Source organism: Pseudomonas sp. H3_E04, assembly GCF_054668915.1.
Map to the genome: position 1 here is coordinate 5,874,588 of NZ_CP162797.1, position 15,940 is coordinate 5,890,527.

The following is a 15,940-nucleotide window of genomic DNA, read 5'->3' on the forward strand; positions in this document are numbered from 1 at the left end:
CAGGGTAAATAGACTGGGGCACATCATAAGGGGGCAGGGTTGAAATGGGTAGTTGATAAAGGATCAGGGGTGCCCGACCAAAGCCGACTGTTCGGCCCGAGCCGGGGCTGTATACTGCCGGGCAAATTCGAGGAGGGCTCCATGGTCGAACAAGTTGAACTGAATCGCCTCTTTTGGCACAGCCGTCGCGGCATGCTTGAGCTTGACGTGTTGCTGGTGCCGTTCGTGCAGGAGGTTTACACGACGTTGAATCAAGTGGATCGCGATCTGTACGTGCGGTTGCTGACCTGTGAGGATCAGGACATGTTCGGCTGGTTCATGGAGCGCAGCGAGTCGGAAGATCCCGAGTTGCAACGCATGGTCCGGATGATTCTGGATCGTGTCCAGCCCAAGTAACACGTTCGAATGCCGCTGGCATGCCTCACGGCAGTTGCTGGCGGCGTATCTGTTGGCCCAGGCATTCGCCACGGGTTCTGTATTTCTGCTGTCGATTCCGCTCTGGGCCAGTATGGCTGGGTTTTTCGGCTGTTTGTTGCATGGCTTCTGGGTGATTCCGCGGCAGATTCTGCTGAGTCATCCGAAAGCATTCTGCGGATTACGGCGCGACGGCGATGGCTGGCAGTTATGGAATCAGGCGCAAGGCTGGCAAGCGGTGCAACTGCGCCCGGACAGCCTGGCGCTGCCGCTGATCGTGGTGTTGCGCTTTCGTTTGCGCGGTGAGCGGCGGGTCAGGTCGATCTGCGTGCCACGTGACTCGCAGGCGGCGGATCTGCACCGACGCCTGCGAGTGCGGCTCAAGTTCAGCCGGCGTAGGTGGGCGGCACCAGAATAGTGTCGAGCGCTTCGGGCAGCAGATCCGGGTAGTCGAGGGTGTAATGCAGCCCGCGACTTTCCTTGCGCTCCATGGCTGAGCTGATCATCAGCTCGGCGACTTGCGCCAGGTTGCGCAGTTCGATCAGGTCGCGGCTGACTTTATAGTTGCTGTAAAACTCATCGATCTCGTCCAGCAGCAGACGCACGCGGTGCTGCGCCCGTTGCAGGCGCTTGTTGGTGCGCACGATGCCAACGTAGTCCCACATGAATCGGCGCAATTCGTCCCAGTTGTGCGCGATGATCACGTCTTCATCCGAGTCGGTGACCTGGCTGGCGTCCCAGGCGGGCAGGGCGCTTGGCGCCGCGACATGATCCAGCTGCGCGAGAATGTCCGCCGCCGCCGAGCGGGCATAAACGAAGCATTCCAAAAGCGAGTTGCTGGCCATGCGGTTGGCGCCGTGCAGACCGGTGAAACTGGTTTCGCCGATAGCATAGAGGCCGGGCACGTCGGTGCGCCCGTGCTGATCGACCATCACGCCGCCACAGGTGTAGTGCGCGGCGGGAACCACCGGGATCGGTTGCTTGGTGATGTCGATGCCGAAGCCCAGGCAGCGCTCATAAACAGTCGGGAAGTGGCTTTTGACGAACGATTCTGGCTTGTGACTGATGTCGAGATAAACGCAGTCGACACCCAGGCGCTTCATCTCATGGTCGATGGCCCGCGCGACGATGTCACGAGGCGCCAGCTCGGCGCGTTTGTCGAAGCGATACATGAAGCGCTCGCCATTGGGCAGCTTCAGATGCGCGCCTTCGCCACGCAGGGCTTCGGTGATCAGGAAGCTTTTGGCTTGCGGGTGATACAGGCAGGTCGGGTGGAACTGGTTGAATTCCAGATTCGCCACCCGGCAGCCGGAGCGCCAGGCCATGGCGATGCCGTCACCGCAGGCGCCGTCGGGGTTGCTGGTATAAAGGTAGACCTTGGCCGCGCCACCCGATGCCAGAATCACGAAACGTGCGCCGTAGGTATCGACTTCGCCTGTGGCGCGGTTCAGCACATAGGCACCGAGGCAACGATCGCCGTCCATGCCCAAGCGGCGTTCGGTGATCAGATCGACGGCGACGCGCTGTTCCAGCAGTTCGATGTTCTCGCGCTCCTTGGCCTGGGCCAGTAAGGTTTTGAAGATCGCAGCGCCGGTGGCGTCGGCTGCGTGGATGATCCGCCGATGGCTGTGGCCGCCTTCGCGGGTCAGGTGAAATTCGAAACCGCCGTCTTCGGTGCCGGATTGTTCGTCACGGGTAAACGGCACGCCCTGATCGATCAGCCACTGAATGGCTTCGCGGCTGTGCTCGACGGTGAAGCGCACCGCGTCTTCGTGGCAAAGACCGCCGCCAGCGTTGAGCGTGTCGTCGACGTGGGATTCGACAGTGTCGGTATCGTCGAGCACCGCAGCGACGCCACCCTGGGCCCAGAATGTCGAACCGTTGGCGAGATCGCCTTTGCTCAATACGGCAATGCGCAGATGACCGGGCAAGGTCAAAGCGAGAGTCAAACCGGCAGCACCGCTGCCAATCACCAGAACATCGTGTTGGAACTGTTGGCTCATTTCAGGATTCCGCTCAAAGCGACCCGGGTCGGGGTTGGCGCAAGACAGCTGGATCGGCGAGTCAAGACAGCCACACAGCCCACTAGTATATAGAGGGGTTGGGCGGCACAATAGCCGGGCCCAGATGGCATTGTGAGACTACTGCGCGGTAAAAAGCGCTGTGCTTCGTCGGAAGATTTTTTTTGCAGGTGTGGGAAAAGACACCTGTATCGGCGCTGAAACAGACTTTTCCGCCCACGGTTGCGCAATGTCAGGTGGGTACGGCTATAAATAATTGGAACTTTTGCCAAAGGGCCAAGATCAATAGACGGTGCCAGAAACCACGGACAGTGTCGGCTTCAGTGCGGAATCTGCGTTTGGATTCCTGCCGGCGAAACCGATAACAAGATTATTCGCGCAGCCGGTTTATCCCGCGCTGCGTTTTTCGTGCGTGCCAAATCAGAGCCCGCAGGAAACTTGCTTGGAGGGGGAGAACTTTTGCGAAAAGCCCGAGTCTATGTTTGCAAGTCTGGTCGTTTAGTAATGCAAGTCTCCTCCGGGCTTATCGAGGAGTGTTCATGCTAACCCAGGAAGAGGATCAGCAGCTGGTCGAACGCGTTCAGCGTGGCGACAAGCGAGCTTTCGATCTGCTGGTGCTGAAATATCAGCACAAAATTCTCGGGTTGATCGTGCGTTTTGTGCACGACACCCATGAAGCCCAGGACGTTGCTCAGGAAGCCTTTATCAAGGCGTATCGGGCACTTGGAAATTTCCGCGGTGACAGTGCGTTTTATACGTGGCTGTACCGTATTGCCATTAACACGGCAAAGAACTACCTGGTTTCCCGCGGCCGTCGGCCGCCGGATAGCGATGTAAGTTCAGAGGATGCGGAGTTCTACGATGGCGATCACGGCCTCAAGGATCTCGAATCACCGGAACGTGCATTGCTGCGGGATGAGATCGAAGGCACTGTCCATCGAACCATCCAGCAACTGCCAGAGGATTTGCGTACGGCTTTAACTTTACGTGAATTCGATGGTCTGAGTTACGAGGACATTGCGAGCGTCATGCAATGTCCGGTGGGTACCGTGCGCTCCCGGATTTTCCGCGCTCGGGAGGCCATCGACAAAGCCCTGCAACCGTTGTTGCAGGAAAACTGAGACAGCGGCGACAGCCAAGAGAGGAACGCCATGAGTCGTGAAGCCCTGCAGGAATCGCTGTCCGCAGTGATGGATAACGAAGCGGACGAACTGGAATTGCGTCGAGTGCTCAGTGCACTGGATGATGTTGATACCCGTGAGACCTGGGCTCGTTACCAGATCGCTCGGGCAGCCATGCACAAGGATCTGCTGCTTCCGCGTCTGGATATCGCTGCGGCAGTGTCTGCTGCGCTGGAAGACGAAACGGCTCCGGCCAAAGTATCCCGCAGCCCATGGCGTAACCTGGGCCGCCTCGCTGTTGCCGCTTCGGTAACCGTGGCCGTTCTGGCCGGTGTTCGTCTGTACAATCAGGACGAAATAGCTGGTGTTGAACTGGCTCAGCAGTCGAATCAGCCAACTCTGGCCACTCCACAGGTCAAGGGGCCGGCAGTTCTGGCAGGCTACAGCGAAAGCTCGGAAGCGACTGGCCCTATGGCTAACGGCGTTCTGCAAGGTCAGCCAGGCTGGCATGATCAGCGTCTGCCAGGCTACCTGCGTCAGCACGCTCAGCAGGCTGCACTCAAGGGAACTGAAAGCGCGCTGCCATACGCACGTGCCGCAAGCCTGGAAAACCGTTAAGGAGGATCATGCGCGCCATCCCTCTACTTTCGCTTCTGCTCAGTGGCTGGTTCATCGTTCCAGCCCACGCTGACGAGGCCCAGGACTGGTTGACCCGTCTGGGCCAGGCCGAGCAGCAGCAAAGCTTCCACGGTACTTTCGTTTACGAGCGCAACGGCAGTTTTTCCACGCACAACATCTGGCATCGTGTCCAGAATGGCCAGGTCCGCGAGCGGTTATTGCAGCTCGACGGCTCGGCTCAGGAAGTCGTGCGCATTGATGGACGTACTCAATGCGTCAGCGGCACCCTGATTGCGGGATTGGGTGACTCACCCAACGCTGCCGCCCGTGCGCTGGATCCCAAAAAGCTGAAGAATTGGTATGACCTTGCCGTCATTGGCAAGTCGCGCGTGGCCGGCCGTGATGCAGTGATTGTGGCGCTGACGCCTCGTGATCAGCATCGCTACGGTTTCGAGCTGCATCTGGACAAGATGACCGGATTGCCGCTCAAGTCGTTGCTGTTGAACGATAAAGGTCAGTTGCTTGAGCGTTTTCAGTTCACCAGCCTCGACACTGATGAAATTCCGTCGGACAAGGATTTGCTGGCGGACGCCGATTGCAAGCCGATCAACATCGGCAACGACAAGGCTTCTGCAGCCAAGACCGTGCAGAACTGGCGTTCGGACTGGCTGCCGCCGGGCTTCGAGCTGACCAGCAGCAGTTCGCACAAGGATGCGCAGACCAAGACCCAGGTCAGCAGCCTGATGTATGACGATGGTCTGGCGCGTTTCTCGGTGTTCCTTGAACCCTTGAACGGTGCAACCGTCACCGACACCCGTACTCAGTTGGGCCCGACCGTCGCGGTATCCCGTCGCCTGACCACGCCGCAAGGTGAAATGATGGTCACGGTGGTCGGCGAAATTCCGATCGGCACCGCCGAACGAATCGCTCTATCGATGCGTAACAACGATGGCGCTGCGACCAGCAAGCAGTGAGCTGATTTCAGTCATTTCCACTTCGTCGTCGAGACGTCGAAATGTTTGCTGAGCATTTTCATTTGCAAAACCCCTGAAAATTTTTTATAGGTCAGAGCCTCACGGCTCTGGCCTTGTTTGTTGTTCCCGGAACAAAAATGCCGGTCTGTGGTTTCCGGTGTTCCTTTGCTCCATATCGCTTAACCCTGCTCGTCGTAACGGGAGCTGTATGTCGATACCAAGTTTGAAGTCTTATCTTTCCATCTTCGCCACCGTGCTGTTGCTCGGTCAGGCGGTCCCCGCTGCGCAAGCGGCCGATCTGCCTGATTTCACCCAGTTGGTCGAACAAGCGTCGCCCGCGGTGGTGAACATCAGTACCACGCAGAAACTGCCGGACCGTCGCGTGAATCAGCAGATGCCGGATCTGGAAGGCCTGCCACCGATGCTGCGTGAATTCTTCGAGCGTGGCATGCCGCCTCAGCAGCGCTCGCCGCGTGGCGACGGCCGCCAGCGTGAGGCGCAATCGCTGGGCTCGGGATTCATCATTTCGCCGGATGGCTACATCCTCACCAACAACCACGTGATCGCCGATGCCGACGAAATCCTCGTTCGTCTGGCTGACCGCAGTGAGATGAAAGCCAAGCTGGTCGGCACTGACCCCCGTTCCGACGTGGCCTTGCTGAAAATCGAAGGTAAGGATCTGCCGGTGCTCAAGCTCGGCAAATCCCAAGACCTGAAGGCCGGCCAGTGGGTGGTGGCAATCGGTTCGCCATTCGGCTTTGACCACACCGTGACCCAAGGCATCGTCAGCGCCGTCGGTCGTAGCCTGCCGAACGAAAACTATGTGCCGTTCATTCAGACCGACGTGCCGATCAACCCGGGCAACTCCGGTGGTCCGCTATTCAACCTGAACGGTGAAGTGGTCGGCATCAACTCGCAGATCTACACCCGCTCCGGTGGCTTCATGGGCGTGTCGTTCGCCATCCCGATCGACGTGGCGATGGATGTTTCCAACCAGCTCAAGAGCGGTGGCAAAGTCAGCCGTGGCTGGCTGGGCGTGGTCATTCAGGAAGTGAACAAGGACCTGGCCGAGTCGTTCGGCCTGGACAAGCCGGCCGGCGCCCTCGTTGCGCAGATCCAGGATGACGGTCCTGCGGCCAAGGGCGGCCTGCAGGTTGGCGACGTGATTCTGAGCATGAACGGTCAGCCGATCGTCATGTCCGCAGATCTGCCGCATCTGGTCGGCGCGCTGAAGGCTGGCGCAAAAGCCAATCTGGAAGTGATTCGTGAAGGCAAGCGCAAGAACGTCGAGTTGACCGTCGGCGCGATCCCGGACGAAGACAAAGAGCTGGACGCGCTGCCGAAATCCGGCGCTGAAAGCAGCAGCAACCGTCTCGGTGTTGCGGTCGGTGAACTGACCGCCGAGCAGAAGAGAACCTACGACCTCAAAGGTGGTGTGGTGATCAAGGAAGTGCAGGACGGTCCTGCGGCCCTGATCGGTCTGCAACCGGGTGATGTGATCACGCACCTGAACAACCAGGCCATCGGCTCGGCCAAGGAGTTCACAGACATCGCCAAAGCGTTGCCGAAGAACCGTTCTGTGTCGATGCGCGTGCTGCGTCAGGGCCGTGCCAGCTTCATCACCTTCAAACTGGCTGAATAAGCCAGCAGCAAGGTAAAAAAGAAACCGCCTCGAAAGAGGCGGTTTTTTTATGTCTACCGCTTCTGTCTTGCTGGAAAACTCAGCCCATCATGTCCTTGACCATGCGCTCCTGCTCCATCAGTTCGCGCTGGCGGGCATCGATGCGCGAGGACAGCGGGAAGTTGTTGCCGGCCTTGCGCTTGGCGAAGTCCAGCTGCTGAATGGCCTGACGGTAATCGCCGACCAGTGCGAAGTACTCGGCGCGCGCCTGATGCAGACCGATGATATTGCCCGACAGGCCGCGAGTTTCGGCAACCTGGTACCAGACGTCCGGATCATCCGGGCGGGATTTGAGCAAACTGTCTAACGCCTTCTCGGCATCGGCGGCGCGATTCTGTTTCAGCAGCAGATCGACCCGCACCTGATTCAACGGATAGTTGCCCGGGAACTGCGTGAGCATGCGGTCGACCCGCGATTGCGCATCAGGCAGACGATTATTGGTAATGTCCAGATCGACCTGAGCGAGGTTGTAAATGATCTCGTTCGGCGACTTGGCCAACAACTGCTTCAGGTTCTCTCGCGCTTCGTTGAGCTGGCCGCCCTTGATTTGCGCGATGGCCAGGCCGTAACGCGCGACATCGTTTTTCGGGTTTTCATCGAGCAGGGCGCGGAAACGCTTGGCGCCCAGCCCCGGGGTTTCTTCGTAGATCAACTGCACCCGCGCGCGGATCAACTGGTAGCGCATGCTGTCTTCAATGCCGCCCGGTTTCGCCTGCTCGGCGCGGTTGCGAGTGTCAGCGATACGCGATTCGGTGACCGGGTGAGTCAGGAGGAATTCCGGCGGCTTGGCGTCGAAGCGGTACTGGCGCATCAGGCGTTCGAACATGGTCGGCATCGAACGCGGGTCGTAGCCGGCCTTTTCCAGGTTGAGGATGCCGATGCGATCCGCTTCTTGTTCGTTTTGTCGCGAGAAGCGCCGTTGTTCCTGCAACGCCGCAGCCTGGGTGCCAGCGATGGTGGCGATGCCGGCATCACCGCCGCCGGCCGCCGCAATGACAATGCCGGCCAGCAACGCGGCCATCATCGGCACCTGCATTCTTTGTGAGGCTTCCACCCCGCGAGCAAAGTGACGTTGCGACAAATGCGCCAATTCGTGGGCGAGCACCGAGGCGTATTCACCTTCGGTTTGCGCATTGAGGAACAGGCCGCCGTTGACCCCGACTACGCCGCCCGGTGCAGCGAAGGCGTTGAGTTGCGGGCTGTTGATCAGGATGAATTCCAGACGTCGGTCGGAGACCTGGCTGGTCTCCACCAGTTTATAGACGCTGGATTCGACGTAATCCTTGAGTTGCGGATCGTTGAGCTGGGAAACCTGACTGCGCAGCATGGCCAGCCAGGCACGGCCGAGCTGGTATTCCTGTTGCGGCGAGACAATGGCAGAGCTGGCGTCGCCGAGTGACGGCAGATCGTCGGCAAAGCCTGGTGAGGCGAGCAGGCAAGCGAGCGTCAGCAGGGTAGGGCGCAGAAAAGTCATGCACAAAGCCTTGGAGGACAAAGACCTTACTGTAGCCGGACACCGAAGCCGCGACCAGATATTCTAGGCAGCTCGACAACCCGAACCGGAGTGACGCAATGACTGACGCTGTAGCCCACGACGTGGAACTGGACGCCAGTGGCCTGAACTGTCCGTTGCCGTTGCTAAAGGCAAAAATGGAGCTCAATAAACTGCAAAGCGGCGCTGTACTCAAGGTCATCGCTACCGATGCCGGCTCGCAACGCGACTTCCGCACCTTTGCCAAATTGGCCGGTCATGCGCTGTTGCGCGAAGAAGACGAGGCTGGCGTCTACCGTTACTGGTTGAAAAAAGCCTGACGCGAGCGCGTTAACAATCGAAGGGATTATTGATGTTCAAAGTGTTACGCGACTGGATTCAGCGCTACTTCTCCGATGAAGAAGCCGTGGTGCTGGCAGTGCTGCTGTTTCTCGCCTTCACCGCCGTGCTCACCCTCGGCGGCATGCTTGCGCCGGTGTTGGCGGGCATGGTGCTGGCGTATCTGATGCAGGGCCTGGTGGTGACGCTCGAGCGGCTGCGCGTGCCGGGCGGCGTGGCGGTGGGGCTGGTGTTTGCGCTGTTCATGGGCGCGCTGATGCTGTTTATCGTCGTGGTCCTGCCGCTGTTATGGCATCAATTGATCACGCTGTTCAACGAGTTGCCAGGCATGCTCGCCAAGTGGCAATCGCTGCTACTTCTATTACCGGAGCGCTATCCGCATCTGGTGTCTGACGAGCAGGTCTTGCAAGCAATCGAGGCGGCGCGGGGCGAGATTGGCAAGTTCGGTCAGTGGGCACTGACTTTCTCGTTGTCGAGTTTGCCACTGCTGGTGAACATCATGATCTACCTGGTGCTGGTGCCGATTCTGGTGTTCTTCTTCCTCAAGGATCGGGCGATGATCGGTGAGTGGGTGCGCGGCTATCTGCCTCGCGAGCGCGCCCTGATTACCCGTGTCGCCCAGGAAATGAACCGGCAGATCGCCAATTACATTCGGGGCAAAGGCATCGAGATTGTGATTTGTGGCGGCGTGACCTACATCGCCTTCATTGCGTTGGGCCTGAACTACGCGGCGCTGTTGGCGTTGCTGGTGGGGTTGTCAGTGGTGGTGCCGTATGTCGGTGCAGTAGTGGTGACCGTGCCGGTGCTGCTGATTGCGCTGTTCCAGTGGGGCTGGAGCGATCAGTTCATCTACCTGATGGCGGTCTACGGAATCATCCAGACGCTGGACGGCAACGTGCTGGTGCCGTTGCTGTTTTCGGAAGCAGTGAATCTGCATCCGGTGGCAATCATCTGCGCGGTGTTGTTGTTTGGCGGGTTGTGGGGATTCTGGGGTGTGTTCTTTGCGATCCCGCTGGCGACGCTGTTCAAGGCTGTGCTGGATGCGTGGCCGCGCAAGGAGCCGGTGGTGGCGCCGTTGCTTTAGCGGTTGATCCGGATTTTGCAGAGAGGCTATTCGCGAGCAGGCTCGCTTCCACAGTGATTACATTTCAATTGTGGGAGCGAGCCTGCTCGCGAAGGGGTCTTTAAAGACTCAACAGAACCATCAGGCTTTATTCAGAGCCTCAGCCGCCGCGAGCACTGCATCAACATGCCCCGGCACTTTCACACCACGCCACTCCTGACGCAGCACACCGTCCTTATCAATCAGGAAAGTGCTGCGATCAACGCCCAGGTATTCCTTGCCATACAGCTTCTTCAGCTTGATCACGTCGAACAGCTGGCAAACCGCTTCGTCCTTGTCACTGATCAGTTCGAAGGGGAATTCCTGTTTGCCTTTGAAGTTTTCGTGCGACTTCAAACTGTCGCGGGAAATGCCGAAGACTTCGGTGTTGGCAGCCTTGAACGCCGCATATTGATCGCGAAATCCCTGGCCCTGAGTGGTGCATCCCGGGGTGCTGTCCTTCGGGTAGAAGTAGATCACCACTTGCTTGCCCTTGAGTTCGGACAGGCTGACGGTCTGCCCGCTGGTCGCAGGCGCGGTGAAATCCGCAACCGGTTGGTCGATGACAACGGCCATGAAAGCTTCCTTACATTGGGTTTTGTGGGCGCCAAGGCTCGATCAGCGCATCCAGATTCATCGCGTCGGCGAAGTCGAGGAATTGATCGCGCAGCCAACTGATCTGGGTACCGGCCGGCAGGGTCACGGTGAACGTGGCGTTGAGCATGGTGCCGCCGGTCTGTGGCGCCTGATAGGTGTCGCAGGTGAGGTTTTCCAGTTCGACGTTGTGGTCCATGAAGAACTGGCACAGCTCATTGATGATGTCCGGGCGATACGCCGAGCTGACGTAAGCCACGTAAGGCAGAGCCTGTGGGCGATTTTCCAGAGCGGCGCTGCGCACCACGTTGACGGTGAAAGCGTGACGCTTGGCCAGCAATGGCAGGCTGCCTTCGAGGCGCGCGAGGGCGTCCCAGCTGCCGGAAATTTCCAGCACCAGGGCGCTGCACTCGCCGTGGCGGGTCAGGCGAGAGGTGACGACGGCGCAGCGGTTTTCATGGCTGGCGCGGCACAGGACGTTGGTCAGCTCCATGGGGTTGGCGCCGAGGGCACTGATGACAAGGAATTGTTCGCGAACTGTGGGGGTGGACATGCAGCATTCCTAAAGCGATGAGCGGTCGGTAGGTTGACGGGCGTTGGTGGCCGGGTGTGCCTGTTCTGGCGGTCCGTATAAAGAGCCCCGGCCAGCGTTCGCGGCTCGCTCCACTGTGCGGGAGCGCGTCGATGCGACGCAGGAACGGGGCCTGGGAGGCCGAAAGGGGAGGCTGAAACCCGGCGTACAAGCTGATCTGTACCGATCAAAGTCTGAAGGGTAGCGAAAAGCGGCGCCAAGGGGAATGGCGGCGGCGCAGTACTTCGCTTGTGCAAGCATCTTGGCGCCAGTACCATTACCGCTCTCTTTTTCCGGCAGGAGCGGTTTCATGATTGCGGGCAGTATGGTGGCACTGGTCACTCCCATGGATGCACAAGGGCGTCTTGACTGGGACAGCCTCAGCAAACTCGTGGACTTCCACCTCAAGAACGGCACCCATGCCATCGTCGCCGTCGGTACTACCGGCGAGTCGGCCACCCTTGATGTAGAAGAGCACATCGCCGTCATCAAAGCCGTGGTCAAACAGGTTGCCGGGCGCATCCCGGTCATCGCCGGCACCGGTGCCAACTCGACCCGCGAAGCCGTCGAGCTGACCCGCAATGCCAAGGCCGCCGGCGCCGATGCCTGCCTGCTGGTGGTTCCTTACTACAACAAGCCGACCCAGGAAGGCCTGTACCAGCACTTCAAGCACATCGCTGAAGCGGTCGACATTCCGCAGATTCTCTACAACGTTCCCGGCCGCACGTCCTGCGACATGCAGGCCGAGACGGTGATTCGCCTGTCCACCGTGCCGAACATCATCGGCATCAAGGAAGCCACCGGCGACCTCAAGCGCGCCAAAGCAATCATCGATGGCGTGAGCAAGGATTTCATCGTGCTGTCCGGCGATGATCCGACCGCTGTCGAGCTGATCCTGCTGGGCGGCAAAGGCAACATCTCGGTCACCGCCAACGTCGCCCCGCGCGAAATGGCTGACCTGTGCGAGGCCGCGCTGAAAGGCGACGCCGATACCGCACGCGCAATCAACGAAAAACTGATGCCGCTGCACAAGGACCTGTTCATCGAAGCCAACCCGATTCCGGTGAAGTGGGCTCTGGTAGAAATGGGCCTGATGCACGAAGGCATCCGCCTGCCACTGACCTGGCTGAGCACCCCTTGTCATGAAACGCTGCGCACGGCCCTGCGCCAGTGCAGCGTCCTGGTTTAATTGAGGAAGTACAACGCATGAAGCGAATGGCCGGACTTTCCGCACTTGCCTTGATTATCTCCAGCACCAGTGGCTGCGGATGGGTCTGGGGGCCGGAAGGTTATTTCCGCGACCGTGGAAGCGATTACCTGCAAGCGCAACAGACTGCACCGATGCAATTGCCTCCGGATGTAAGCACTGCCAAGCGTCTCGATCCGCTGTTGCCGATCCCGCGCAACGTGGCCGATGACACCGCGACGGGCGAATACATTGTTCCGCGTCCTCAACCGTTGTCGGCGGTTGCCGATGCCACGGATTATTCGCTGCAGAAGAGCGGTGATACGCGTTGGGTCGTGGCCCAGCACCCACCGGCCGAAGTCTGGCCAGTGGCGCTGCAGTTTTTCCAGGACAACGGTTTCCGTCTGGATGAACAGCGTCCGCAGACCGGTGAATTCACCACCACCTGGCAGCACTCCGACGAGTTGTCCGCTTCGATGGCCAAGCGCCTGAGCGCGGCCGGTATCGCCAGCGATAGCGAGACCCGCGTGCGTGTACGCATCGAGCCGGGCGTGCAGCGCAACACCAGTGAAATCTACGTGGTCAGCGCCGAACGTCCTGCCGGCAGCACTGCCGACGTGGCCTTCACCAACCGTTCGGTCAACACTGGCCTGGACGCTGCGCTGGTCGACGACATGCTCGCGAGCATGAGCCGTACTTCCGAGAAGGGCGGTTCGGTGTCGATGCTGGCCTCGCGTGATTTCGATGCGCCGAGCCGCGTCAGCCTCAGCGAAGACGGTAGCGGCAACCCGGTGTTGAACGTCGGTACCGATCTGGATCGCGCCTGGTCGAGCGTCGGCCGTGCGCTGGAACAGGGCGAATGGCGCGTTGAAGACATCAACCGCAGTCTGGGCCTGTACTACATCAACCTGGCCGAAAAAGCCGAAAAGAAAGACGACAAGCCTGGCTTCCTCAGCAGTCTGTTCGGCAGCGCGCCGAGCAAGGAAGAAGTCGAAGCCCGCGCCGAGCGTTATCAGGTTCGCCTGAGCAAGGTGGGCGAGAACATCCAGGTCACCGTCGAAAAGAACATCAACACCGTCGCACCGGCCGATGTCGCGCGTAAAGTGTTGAGCGTGATTCAGGACAACCTGGGCTGATCCGATATGCGTTTTGCCGTTCTCGGCAGCGGTAGCCAAGGGAACGGCACGCTGATCGCCAGTGCTGATACGTACGTGCTGGTGGATTGTGGTTTTTCCCTGCGGGAAACCGAAAGACGTCTGTTGCGCCTGGGTGTGCACCCGGCGCAACTGAGCGCGATACTTGTGACCCACGAACATGCCGACCACGTGCATGGCGTGGGTTTGCTGTCTCGGCGCTACAATCTGCCGGTCTACCTCAGTCGCGGCACGCTGCGCGGGATGCGCAAACCGCTGGAACCGGCGGGCTTTCTGGCCGGCGGCGAGCAACTGCAGATTGGCGCACTGAACGTCGGGGTCATTGCCGTGGCCCATGACGCGCAAGAGCCGACCCAGTACGTTTTCAGCGATCAGGAACAGCGGCGCTTCGGCCTGCTGACCGACCTGGGATCGTTCTGCGAGCGGGTGCTGGACGGCTATCGGGACCTCGATGCATTGATGATCGAGTCGAACCATTGCCGCGATATGCTGGCCCGTGGTCACTACCCGTACTTTCTCAAGCAGCGGGTGGGCGGCGAACGCGGACATCTGAACAACCATCAGGCGGCATTCCTGGTGGCCGAGTTGGGCTGGCAGGGCTTGCAACACCTGGTCCTGGCCCATCTGAGCAGCAAGAACAACCTGCCGCAGCTGGCCCGGCAATGTTTTGTCGACACCCTCGGGTGCGACCCGGACTGGCTGCAACTGGCCGATCAAGATTCAGGGCTCGACTGGCGTCACATCGCCTAGCCCACCTACTTAGCAAGCGGAGCCCATCATGGAAAAACGTGAAGAACTCTACCGCGGCAAAGCCAAATCGGTTTACAAGACCGACGACGCTGACCGCTTGATCCTGCTGTTTCGCAACGACACTTCGGCGTTCGACGGCAAGCGCATCGAACAGCTTGATCGCAAAGGTATGGTGAACAACAAGTTCAATGCCTTCATCATGCAGAAGCTCGAAGCGGCCGGCGTGCCGACCCAGTTCGACAAACTGCTGGGCGACAACGAATGCCTGGTGAAAAAGCTCGACATGATCCCGGTCGAGTGCGTCGTGCGTAACTACGCCGCCGGCAGCCTGGTCAAGCGTCTGGGCGTCGAGGAGGGCATGAAGCTCAACCCGTACACCTTCGAACTGTTCTTGAAGGACGACGCCAAGGGCGACCCGTTCATCAACGAATCTCACGTCGTGGCATTCGGTTGGGGCACCGCCGAGCAACTGGCACGCATGAAAGAACTGTCGCTCAAGGTCAACGAAGTCCTGAGCAAACTGTTCGACGACGCCGGCCTGCTGCTGGTCGACTTCAAGCTTGAATTCGGCGTGTTCAGCGACGGCTCCATCGTCCTTGGCGACGAGTTCAGCCCGGACGGCTGCCGTCTGTGGGACAAGGACACCAAGAAGAAGATGGACAAGGACCGCTTCCGCCAGGGCCTCGGTGATGTCATCGAAGCCTACGAAGAAGTCGCCGCTCGTCTGGGCGTACCGCTTTAATCGACGCAAGCATCTGATAGCACGGAAAAAATTTCGTTTGGGGGGTTCGCAACCAACGAAAGTGTTGTTATGATGCGCGCCGTTGGAGAGATGCCAGAGTGGCCGAATGGGACGGATTCGAAATCCGTTGTACCTTCACCGGTACCTAGGGTTCGAATCCCTATCTCTCCGCCATTATTGAACAAGACTAAGCCCCCGTAATCATTGCTGATTACGGGGGCTTTTTCGTTTCTGGCGTTTTGTTCGTTACGCTTTTCGGGTACAACCTGCCGACTGCATAAAGGAACAGCTCGATGAGTGAAGTTCAGCCGTTGGCGGGTGATGACGATGCTAGGTCGCAGGCCGTGAGTCTGCGCGAGGCGTTCTGGTTCTGGTTGAAGCTGGGCTTTATCAGTTTCGGCGGGCCGGCCGGGCAGATTTCGATCATGCACCAGGAGCTGGTCGAGCGGCGGCGCTGGATTTCCGAGCGGCGTTTTCTGCATGCCTTGAACTATTGCATGTTACTGCCCGGGCCTGAGGCGCAGCAGTTGGCGACCTACATTGGCTGGTTGATGCATCGAAGCTGGGGCGGGATTGTGGCCGGGGCGTTGTTCGTGTTGCCTTCGCTGTTCATCCTGATTTTCCTGTCGTGGCTCTATATCGCCTTCGGTGAAGTGCCGGTGGTGGCCGGGCTGTTTTACGGGATCAAGCCTGCGGTGACGGCCATCGTCGTGCAGGCGGCGCATCGCATCGGTTCGCGGGCGCTGAAGAACAATTGGCTGTGGGCGATTGCGGCGGCATCGTTTACGGCGATTTTTGCGTTCAATGTGCCGTTCCCGTTGATCGTGCTGGGTGCGGCGGTGATTGGCTATTTCGGCGGTCGCCTGGCACCGGAGAAATTCACGGCCGGCGGACATAATGCGGCGAAGAAGTCTTTCGGCCCAGCGTTGATCGACGACGATACGCCAACTCCGGCCCATGCCCGTTTCAGCTGGACGAAACTGGCCACGCTCGCCGTGATTGGCGCCGCGCTGTGGGCGTTGCCGATGGGCGTGTTGACCGCGCTATTCGGCTGGCAGGGCACGTTGACGCAGATGAGCTGGTTCTTCACCAAGGCAGCGCTGCTCACCTTCGGTGGAGCTTATGCGGTGCTGCCCTATGTCTATCAAGGTGCGGTCGGTCACTACGGCTGGCTGACCCCG

General features: G+C 59.4%; 17 protein-coding genes and 1 tRNA gene. 14 read left to right on the top strand and 4 right to left on the bottom strand.

Annotation, left to right across the window (positions count from 1 at the left end; genetic code table 11):
- Positions 1 to 141 precede the first annotated feature (141 nt).
- A complete protein-coding gene (locus AB4N53_RS26390) occupies positions 142 to 396 on the top strand; it encodes an FAD assembly factor SdhE (protein WP_460124910.1) in 255 nt (84 codons plus the stop codon).
- A complete protein-coding gene (locus tag AB4N53_RS26395) occupies positions 380 to 832 on the top strand; it encodes a protein YgfX (RefSeq protein ID WP_460124913.1) in 453 nt (150 codons plus the stop codon). The genes AB4N53_RS26390 and AB4N53_RS26395 overlap by 17 nt, the downstream gene beginning before the upstream one ends.
- Here AB4N53_RS26395 and nadB read toward each other — a convergent pair.
- Positions 801 to 2,417 carry an L-aspartate oxidase gene (gene nadB / locus AB4N53_RS26400; RefSeq protein WP_460124916.1) on the bottom strand — a complete coding sequence of 539 codons (1,617 nt, stop codon included), beginning with the start codon at positions 2,415 to 2,417 and terminating at the stop codon, positions 801 to 803. The two genes, AB4N53_RS26395 and nadB, sit on opposite strands and share 32 nt — an antisense overlap.
- A gap of 557 nt (positions 2,418 to 2,974) precedes the next feature.
- On the opposite strand from nadB, the gene rpoE reads away from it, so the two are divergent.
- From rpoE to AB4N53_RS26420, 4 genes are all read left to right on the top strand, one after another.
- Positions 2,975 to 3,556, top strand: coding sequence for an RNA polymerase sigma factor RpoE (gene rpoE, locus AB4N53_RS26405; RefSeq protein ID WP_003172477.1), 582 nt, complete (start codon positions 2,975 to 2,977; stop codon positions 3,554 to 3,556).
- A 30-nt stretch (positions 3,557 to 3,586) separates the two neighbouring features.
- A complete protein-coding gene (locus tag AB4N53_RS26410; protein ID WP_008077804.1) occupies positions 3,587 to 4,174 on the top strand; it encodes a sigma-E factor negative regulatory protein in 588 nt (195 codons plus the stop codon).
- Between the two features lie 8 nt (positions 4,175 to 4,182).
- On the top strand, positions 4,183 to 5,148 hold the full coding sequence (locus AB4N53_RS26415) for a MucB/RseB C-terminal domain-containing protein (RefSeq protein WP_460124919.1): 966 nt from the start codon (positions 4,183 to 4,185) through the stop codon (positions 5,146 to 5,148).
- Positions 5,149 to 5,356: 208 nt separating this feature from the next.
- Positions 5,357 to 6,790 (top strand): DegQ family serine endoprotease, encoded by a 1,434-nt coding sequence (locus AB4N53_RS26420; protein WP_460124922.1) that lies wholly within the window; start codon positions 5,357 to 5,359, stop codon positions 6,788 to 6,790.
- Positions 6,791 to 6,869: 79 nt separating this feature from the next.
- On the opposite strand, the gene AB4N53_RS26425 is transcribed toward AB4N53_RS26420, so the two are convergent.
- On the bottom strand, positions 6,870 to 8,303 hold the full coding sequence (locus tag AB4N53_RS26425) for a M48 family metalloprotease (protein WP_024011999.1): 1,434 nt from the start codon (positions 8,301 to 8,303) through the stop codon (positions 6,870 to 6,872).
- Between the two features lie 98 nt (positions 8,304 to 8,401).
- Between AB4N53_RS26425 and AB4N53_RS26430 the strand changes: the two genes are divergently transcribed.
- Positions 8,402 to 8,641, top strand: coding sequence for a sulfurtransferase TusA family protein (locus AB4N53_RS26430; protein WP_016771269.1), 240 nt, complete (start codon positions 8,402 to 8,404; stop codon positions 8,639 to 8,641).
- 32 nt (positions 8,642 to 8,673) lie between these two features.
- A complete protein-coding gene (locus AB4N53_RS26435; protein WP_016771268.1) occupies positions 8,674 to 9,744 on the top strand; it encodes an AI-2E family transporter in 1,071 nt (356 codons plus the stop codon).
- 120 nt (positions 9,745 to 9,864) lie between these two features.
- Here the strand turns inward: AB4N53_RS26435 and AB4N53_RS26440 are convergent, their stop codons facing one another.
- Positions 9,865 to 10,338 (bottom strand): peroxiredoxin, encoded by a 474-nt coding sequence (locus tag AB4N53_RS26440; protein WP_041478861.1) that lies wholly within the window; start codon positions 10,336 to 10,338, stop codon positions 9,865 to 9,867.
- Between the two features lie 10 nt (positions 10,339 to 10,348).
- Positions 10,349 to 10,909 carry a glycine cleavage system transcriptional repressor gene (locus AB4N53_RS26445; RefSeq protein WP_039760908.1) on the bottom strand — a complete coding sequence of 187 codons (561 nt, stop codon included), beginning with the start codon at positions 10,907 to 10,909 and terminating at the stop codon, positions 10,349 to 10,351.
- Between the two features lie 328 nt (positions 10,910 to 11,237).
- Here AB4N53_RS26445 and dapA point away from each other — a divergent pair, with 328 nt between their 5' ends.
- From dapA to AB4N53_RS26475, 6 genes are all read left to right on the top strand, one after another.
- Positions 11,238 to 12,116 carry a 4-hydroxy-tetrahydrodipicolinate synthase gene (dapA, locus tag AB4N53_RS26450; RefSeq protein ID WP_129998904.1) on the top strand — a complete coding sequence of 293 codons (879 nt, stop codon included), beginning with the start codon at positions 11,238 to 11,240 and terminating at the stop codon, positions 12,114 to 12,116.
- Between the two features lie 17 nt (positions 12,117 to 12,133).
- Positions 12,134 to 13,249: an outer membrane protein assembly factor BamC gene (gene bamC, locus AB4N53_RS26455; protein WP_460124929.1), complete on the top strand. Its 1,116-nt coding sequence runs from the start codon at positions 12,134 to 12,136 to the stop codon at positions 13,247 to 13,249.
- Positions 13,250 to 13,255: 6 nt separating this feature from the next.
- Positions 13,256 to 14,017, top strand: a complete 762-nt coding sequence (locus AB4N53_RS26460; protein WP_024012002.1) for an MBL fold metallo-hydrolase — start codon at positions 13,256 to 13,258, stop codon at positions 14,015 to 14,017.
- 28 nt (positions 14,018 to 14,045) lie between these two features.
- Positions 14,046 to 14,759 carry a phosphoribosylaminoimidazolesuccinocarboxamide synthase gene (gene purC, locus AB4N53_RS26465; protein WP_016771262.1) on the top strand — a complete coding sequence of 238 codons (714 nt, stop codon included), beginning with the start codon at positions 14,046 to 14,048 and terminating at the stop codon, positions 14,757 to 14,759.
- A gap of 84 nt (positions 14,760 to 14,843) precedes the next feature.
- A tRNA-Ser gene (locus AB4N53_RS26470) sits at positions 14,844 to 14,933 on the top strand.
- A 119-nt stretch (positions 14,934 to 15,052) separates the two neighbouring features.
- Positions 15,053 to 15,940: chromate transporter (locus AB4N53_RS26475; protein ID WP_460145082.1), on the top strand; the 888-nt coding region annotated here is incomplete at its 3' end.

Bases quoted from the DNA above. Each gene is read 5' to 3' on its own strand.
- rpoE (WP_003172477.1), top strand. From the start codon at position 2,975: ATGCTAACCCAGGAAGAGGATCAGCAGCTGGTCGAACGCGTTCAGCGT.
- AB4N53_RS26415 (WP_460124919.1), top strand. From the start codon at position 4,183: ATGCGCGCCATCCCTCTACTTTCGCTTCTGCTCAGTGGCTGGTTCATC.
- bamC (WP_460124929.1), top strand. From the start codon at position 12,134: ATGAAGCGAATGGCCGGACTTTCCGCACTTGCCTTGATTATCTCCAGC.
- AB4N53_RS26435 (WP_016771268.1), top strand. From the start codon at position 8,674: ATGTTCAAAGTGTTACGCGACTGGATTCAGCGCTACTTCTCCGATGAA.
- AB4N53_RS26460 (WP_024012002.1), top strand. From the start codon at position 13,256: ATGCGTTTTGCCGTTCTCGGCAGCGGTAGCCAAGGGAACGGCACGCTG.
- AB4N53_RS26445 (WP_039760908.1), bottom strand. From the start codon at position 10,909: ATGTCCACCCCCACAGTTCGCGAACAATTCCTTGTCATCAGTGCCCTC.
- AB4N53_RS26440 (WP_041478861.1), bottom strand. From the start codon at position 10,338: ATGGCCGTTGTCATCGACCAACCGGTTGCGGATTTCACCGCGCCTGCG.
- AB4N53_RS26425 (WP_024011999.1), bottom strand. From the start codon at position 8,303: ATGACTTTTCTGCGCCCTACCCTGCTGACGCTCGCTTGCCTGCTCGCC.
- nadB (WP_460124916.1), bottom strand. From the start codon at position 2,417: ATGAGCCAACAGTTCCAACACGATGTTCTGGTGATTGGCAGCGGTGCT.
- AB4N53_RS26410 (WP_008077804.1), top strand. From the start codon at position 3,587: ATGAGTCGTGAAGCCCTGCAGGAATCGCTGTCCGCAGTGATGGATAAC.
- AB4N53_RS26430 (WP_016771269.1), top strand. From the start codon at position 8,402: ATGACTGACGCTGTAGCCCACGACGTGGAACTGGACGCCAGTGGCCTG.
- AB4N53_RS26390 (WP_460124910.1), top strand. From the start codon at position 142: ATGGTCGAACAAGTTGAACTGAATCGCCTCTTTTGGCACAGCCGTCGC.
- AB4N53_RS26420 (WP_460124922.1), top strand. From the start codon at position 5,357: ATGTCGATACCAAGTTTGAAGTCTTATCTTTCCATCTTCGCCACCGTG.
- dapA (WP_129998904.1), top strand. From the start codon at position 11,238: ATGATTGCGGGCAGTATGGTGGCACTGGTCACTCCCATGGATGCACAA.
- purC (WP_016771262.1), top strand. From the start codon at position 14,046: ATGGAAAAACGTGAAGAACTCTACCGCGGCAAAGCCAAATCGGTTTAC.